The 6239-nt window shown below is 42.4% G+C and carries 7 protein-coding genes; 1 reads left to right on the top strand and 6 read right to left on the bottom strand.

All coding sequences use genetic code 11. The features are described from left to right. The 5 genes from AB5Z52_RS15650 to gnd form a co-directional block, all read right to left on the bottom strand. On the bottom strand, positions 1-756 hold a 756-nt coding region (locus tag AB5Z52_RS15650), incomplete at its 3' end, for a PTS system mannose/fructose/sorbose family transporter subunit IID (protein WP_368266998.1). 21 nt (positions 757-777) lie between these two features. Continuing rightward, on the bottom strand, positions 778-1608 hold the full coding sequence (locus tag AB5Z52_RS15655; RefSeq protein ID WP_003125578.1) for a PTS sugar transporter subunit IIC: 831 nt from the start codon (positions 1606-1608) through the stop codon (positions 778-780). A gap of 11 nt (positions 1609-1619) precedes the next feature. Continuing rightward, on the bottom strand, positions 1620-2723 hold the full coding sequence (locus tag AB5Z52_RS15660; RefSeq protein ID WP_021150369.1) for an iron-containing alcohol dehydrogenase family protein: 1104 nt from the start codon (positions 2721-2723) through the stop codon (positions 1620-1622). A 12-nt stretch (positions 2724-2735) separates the two neighbouring features. Continuing rightward, a complete protein-coding gene (locus AB5Z52_RS15665; protein WP_005470517.1) occupies positions 2736-3740 on the bottom strand; it encodes a D-isomer specific 2-hydroxyacid dehydrogenase family protein in 1005 nt (334 codons plus the stop codon). Positions 3741-3756: 16 nt separating this feature from the next. Then, a complete protein-coding gene (gene gnd / locus AB5Z52_RS15670) occupies positions 3757-4659 on the bottom strand; it encodes a phosphogluconate dehydrogenase (NAD(+)-dependent, decarboxylating) (RefSeq protein ID WP_021150371.1) in 903 nt (300 codons plus the stop codon). Between the two features lie 150 nt (positions 4660-4809). Between gnd and AB5Z52_RS15675 the strand changes: the two genes are divergently transcribed. After that, the gene (locus AB5Z52_RS15675) at positions 4810-5658 is read left to right on the top strand and encodes a MurR/RpiR family transcriptional regulator (protein WP_003125570.1); all 849 of its coding nucleotides are present in this window, start codon (positions 4810-4812) and stop codon (positions 5656-5658) included. Between the two features lie 261 nt (positions 5659-5919). On the opposite strand, the gene AB5Z52_RS15680 is transcribed toward AB5Z52_RS15675, so the two are convergent. After that, a partial coding sequence (locus AB5Z52_RS15680) for a winged helix-turn-helix domain-containing protein (RefSeq protein ID WP_368267000.1) occupies positions 5920-6239 on the bottom strand: 320 nt, incomplete at its 5' end.

The following is a 6239-nucleotide window of genomic DNA, read 5'->3' on the forward strand; positions in this document are numbered from 1 at the left end:
CATTACAACAGCCAATGGCAAGATACCTGGAACAATCTGGTCAAGAATATCTTGAATGATAAATTCTCGTCCTGAAATATCAAATTTCAGCGAAGAAGAAACATTGACATAGTTTCCAGCTAAGACCCCCATCATAAACAACCCGAGAACAGACAACGTTTCGATTGCTGTCTGAACACCGGTGCTTTGCATCAATCCGGTCGCGTTTCGTCCCATTGCAAAAGCTTGTCGAGCAAAAAATACACCTAAAAATGCTTGGTATAAAGCGAAACAGGCAAATGGGAACAATGCACCTAGCGGACTTCCCTGCTGGGCCCATGGGACAGCGATCGCAATAAAGATATACTGTACTGTTCCAGAATCGATCGCATCACCGATCCCTGCTAAAGCACCCATCAACCCTGCTTTTGTGTTGTACATCAAATCATCTTGCATCAGAACTTCTTTGTTTTCATGTTCTTCTTCTGCCCGCTGCTGTTCCATAGAAGACATCAGGCCTGTGATCACGCCGCCCCCCCAGCTCAATTGCGTGTTGAAAAAGAGCAGTTGCCGCTTATAGGCAGCCTTGAGGGCGTCTTCGTTCTTATATAATTTTCGTAAAATCGGCATCATTGCGTATAAAAGTGACGGTGCCAGATAGCGTTCAAATGAATGAGGGATCTCGTTGGCAAAGTGCCAGCGAAGATATGCTTTCGTGACATCTTTTTTTGTGATCTCCTCTGGAGCGATCTGTGTTGCTTTCACTGATTCTGTCATTTTTTCCTTCCTCCTTGTTTCTTAGAATCCATCATCGTAATCGTCCTCATCAAAGGATGCATTGGACGTATTCGTTTCAGCAGCTGGAGCTAATTTTCCTTTTTGTGATTGTACAAAGATCAATGCGATCAGAACACCAAAGATTGCGTAAGTAACCATAGTGATTTCCAATGATTTCAGTACGACACTCATAAAATAGGCAAGGAAAAAGAAAACCATGTAATCTTTCCGACCAATGACATAAACAGTCGTTGCAATCCCGATCGCTGCCAAGCCACCACCTACTACCTCCAGAATATGGATGACGACAGTCCCTTCAAGGGCATTGATGACATCAGCGATCAGTGGTGCACCCAGATAAAGTGCGATGAAAACAAGCGGTACAAATAAAATAAATGAGGCCAACGTTGGATACAAAATGATCGAACGAGTAATTGCTTTTGTATTCATGTCTTCCACTGCTTTATCCGTATATTTCCCTAAAAATGTATTGATAAAGAACCGGAACTGATACAAATAACTGCCTAAAAGTCCCACTGGGACAGCAACTGCGATCGCCGCTTCGGGCTTCAGATTACCTAATAATGCTACCGGTACAGCAATAGCCGCAGCAATCGATGGTTCAGCTGGCATTGAGCCGCCGGGAGAGAAGACCCCCATATAAATCATCTGTAGTGCAGCAGTAACGATCATCGCCTGCGCTACATCCCCCATCACGATCCCAACAACCAACCCAGTCATCAATGGCGAGAAACGAAGGGTTAGTGTTGCCCCACCACCAAGCCATCTAGACATGACTGCCGCAACCCATAAAGCAATCAGTAAACTCTGTGTAATGCTTAAAGTTTCCATTTTTCCTCCTCCTAAACCTGCTCGATATAGTTTTCTAAATCTAAAAGTGCTTTTTTCAGCCGTTCTTTCGTTATAGAAACCGGAATCAGATGAACTTTCTCTTTTGAATCAACAAATGCCACTAACTGATCGATCACTTGCGGGTCTTCTGGATAGATCCCCATTTGATGCAGGGACATTGGCAACTGCAATTCTCGATAAAACGGCAATAACTGATCAATGACCGTCCATCTTTCTTCAATCGCTAATTGATAAAAAATGCCGTAAGCAACTTTTTCACCATGCAAAAACTGATGACTTGCTGGTAGATATTTGCTGATTGCGTCATGCATCGCATGGGCTGCCGCATTGCGGGCGTATTTGTCACCCAATCCACCAACTAAACCGGCAACTGCAAACACAATCTCTGACAAGTGAATGAATTCTTCTGTTACCTTTTGCTCTTCCATATCTTGGATTGCTTGTTTTGACTGAGATACAATCGCTTTCTCGCATAGTTTGGCTGTGTAGCCAGCCAATTGTAGAAAAGGCTCATGTTGAAGCTGTGGTTGCGCCAAAATTGTTTCTGATTCATACCACTTTGCTAAGGTATCTGCTAGTCCAGCAATAAAGTAGGAAACTGGCGCATCAATCACTAGTGTCGGATCTGTAATCAAAAAAGCTGCTTGCCGCAAGAAGTGCTCTGACATTCCTTCAGATTCGCCGTTTTCTTTATACATCACAGCTAACGGTGTCCATGGTGCACAATTACTTGCTAAGGTTGGCACGACACCAAATGGCGTATTGGTCAGATGGGCTGCGTACCCGACCAAATCGGTCAATTTTCCGCCGCCGACACCGATGATAAAGTCAATGTGATGTGCTTCTACTTGATCTTTGATCAAATTTGCACCGTAGTAACTGCATTCCCCAGTATACTGATGATAAAAAACATCCTGGGGCGCCTCGTTGATAAAAGTCAATTTGGGTTGCGCTTTTTGCCATGAAATCGAGCCATGAACGATTAATAATCGTTTGGCTTGATATTCTTGCAGCAGCTCTGGAATATGGGCTAATGCACCTTCATGGTAACGATAAAACTGAGGACCAACTTTTACTTTTAAATCAGTTAACATTTCCTTCCCTCCTTATGAGAAAACAAGAAAATCGCTTTGATCTTGAACAGCTCGTTCTGGTAATTGCCCTTGAATGATCTGTTCGATGTCCGTCACACATTTTTCTCCCATCTGTTCGAGACACTCCATTGTGTAAGCAGACGTATGAGGTGTCATGATTACGTTATCAAATGCCAGGTATGGGTGATCCTTGCGCCCCGGTTCTTCTTCTAAAACATCTGTCGCTAAGCCAGCGATCTTCCCGGATTTTAAACCGTTTACAATTGCTTGTTCATCTAAAAGTGCTCCGCGAGCACTATTTGACAAATATACTTGGTCTTTCATTTTTTCAATTTCTTTGGTTGAAATCATATGATAATTTTCATCTGTCAAATTGGCACACAGACAAATGATGTCTGAACGAGTCAGTAACTCATCTAACTCAACTTTCTTCCCGCCATAACTTTGTATGTGGAGTGCTGATTGATAGGGATCATAGGCTAATACCTCACAGCGAAACCCATTGCGCAAAATCTCCACGACACAACTTCCTGTGTTGCCTACACCTATGACACCTACTGTTTTATTGAACAATGCTCGCCCGACGAATTTGGCTCGTGACTCCCATTGATCTTGCCGAACTTTCACAGATGACTCTACGGTACACCGCAAAAGCGCCAACAGATTCGTCACATTATTTTCTGCCACCGCATCTCGTTCCACCAATGCTGGGATGATCGAAACGATCGTTTGATGGTTACGTGCAGCTGCTAGATCGATATTGTTGTAGCCAATACCATGACGAGTGATCAATAATAGCTCATCTTTGTGTTCAAAAAATTCCTCTGTAAAGTGAGGCGTCACACTGGCGATGATCAGATTATAACCTTGTAAACGTTGCGCCAATTCCTTCCCGGAAATGTCACTTTCCACATCAAAATGAGTCACTGTGCCGATTTTTTCGAGCCTCTGGATATGTTGAGGAAATATTTTGCCAAAACTACTAGAGTTGACTATCGCAATCTTATACTCAAGCATCCTAAGTCTCCTTCCTTTATTCCGTTTTTGTTACGATTTCGTGTCCGCCAAATCCATTTCTCAGCGCAGACACCACTTTTGCTGAGAAGCTGTCTTGTTCTTGTGATAAATTTCTCATGAAAAGACTTAATGCAATTGTTGGAACGGCAACGTCCATTTCCAGTGCTGTTTCCACCGTCCATTTGGCTTCTCCTGAAGCAGCAACGATACCCCGATATTCTTCTAAGTGGGGGCTGTTGGAAAATTGTGCTTCGGCAATCTCCATCAACCAGCTGCGGATTACCGATCCGTGGTTCCAGACATGGGCTACTGCTGCTAAATCAAAAGCATACTCACTCTGCTCAATCAGTTGGAACCCTTCACCGATTGCTTGCATCATGCCATATTCGATCCCGTTGTGGATCATCTTCAAGAAATGACCGCTTCCTGATACGCCTGCATAAAGATATCCGCCCTCAATAGCAACATTTTTGAATACTTGTTCGATCGAATGAAAGGCATTTAAGTCGCCGCCGACCATCAGACAAGCATTCTTGCGCGCACCGGAGATTCCTCCTGAAGTGCCGCAATCCAAATAGGCAACCTCTTTGTCTGAAAATTGTTTCCCTCGTCGAATCGAATCTTTATAATTTGAATTTCCACCTTCTATCACGATATCTTCTGGTAAAACAAGTGGCAGCAAGTCTTTTAGTACCGATTCTGTGATTTCCCCTGCTGGCAGCATCAGCCAGATGACTCGTTTGCCAGTAAATGAAGCGACCATTTGGCTGATAGTCTCATATGTTTCTATTCCCTCCCTTCGTGCAGCAAGTCGTGCTTGTTCTGAAAGATCCAGCCCTTTCGTTCGATAGCCATGATCTTTTAAATTGCTTGCTAAGTTCAAGCCCATTTTGCCAAGACCGATAATACCAATCTCCATGATAGCGCCTCCATTTCTATCTTCATTATACAAAAAAATATTTTTTGTAAATATAAATAATAAAAAATATTTTTTATTTGCATTTCTTTGGAAATCGTTGTACTTTAAAAATGAAGGCTTCGGAATGTATTGAAAAAGGAGAAAAACACTATGACTATATCGATTCGCTTAAAAATCAAGACCCTCTATAAAGACTTAAGCCCCAAAGAACAAGCAATCGCCGATTACATACTCGAAAACCCCAGTAAGGTTAGCCATAGTTCCATTAGTGATTTAGCAAATGAGCTAGGAATGGCGGATTCGACATTTTTTCAATTTACAAAAAAACTTGGTTACAACGGTTTTAAAGACTTTAAGATGGCCATGTTGATGCAAGAAAATGATTTATCCGCCATCTCTTTCCACGAAAATATTCAGCAATCAGATAACGAGCTGACCATGGCGCGCAAAGTCTTTGATTCCAACCTCACCACATTGACCGATACGCGAAAACTACTGCAAGAAGAAGATTTGAAACAAGCCGTCCAAATGATCGACAGTGCCAAGCGATTGTTCTTTTTTGGCGTAGGCGGTTCTGAAATCGTTGCAGCTGATGCATACCATAAATTCTTGCGCTCACCGATTTCTGTCGTTCACAGTGCGGATTATCACATTCAGTTGATGGAAGCAGCGTTACTGACCCCAGAAGATTGTGCCCTGTTGATTTCTCATACGGGTAAATCGAAAGAAACGATTGAACTTGCGCAAGTCGCCAAAGATTGCGGCGCCAAAGTTATCGTTATTACCAGTCACGCAGCATCTCCGCTAGCCAAATTAGGGGATGTCGTATTTATTTCTGTTTCCGAAGAGATCGAATTTCGTTCAGAAGCTCTTGCTTCCAGAATCTCTCAACTAAGTATCATCGATTCGCTCTATGTGATTTTGATGTTTATCAACCGCAACAAATCCCAAGACTCCATTGCGAAAGTTCGACGTACGATTTCTAAAATCAAAGAATAGCCTTCTTTAAATAGCGTAGCAGCCTAATCTTTAAAACCTTTCAATCATGTACTAATGGGTTATGAAAAAGTAATTTCCTCTGCTCTCCTTTCTTTGGACTTCAGAGGATTGATGGCTAGTCTAAATAAAAACCAAAGCTAACGATTAAAGTTCTGATACCGTCTAAGCACAAGCGTGTTCGATTTTTAGTCCATGATAATAGAAAAAAGCAGACTGTCTTTCCTCATAGAAAAACAGTCTGCTTTCTCTTGTTAAAAATCCTCACAAGTCGCGATGATCCCTTAAGCGATAACCGAGACCAATCTCAGTGATCAAGTATTCGGGACTGATGGTATTGGTCTCGATCTTTTTTCGTATATTTGACATATTGACCCGCAATACTTGCGGATCAGTGCCATAAGGTCCCCAAACTTCTGTCGCCAACGTTTGGTACGTTACGACTTTGCCTAGATGTTGGAACAAAACAGTTAAAATTCGGTACTCATTTTTGGTTAAATGGATCTCTGTTCCGGTCTTAGTCAAAAGCTGCCTTTCAGTATCAAGTGTTAATTCACCATTCCTGATGACTAGCGGCATTGGCT

The sequence above is a fragment of the Enterococcus sp. RTP21361st1_A6_RTP21361_211029 genome (assembly GCF_040910045.1).
GTDB classification, from domain to species: Bacteria; Bacillota; Bacilli; order Lactobacillales; family Enterococcaceae; genus Enterococcus_D; species Enterococcus_D gallinarum.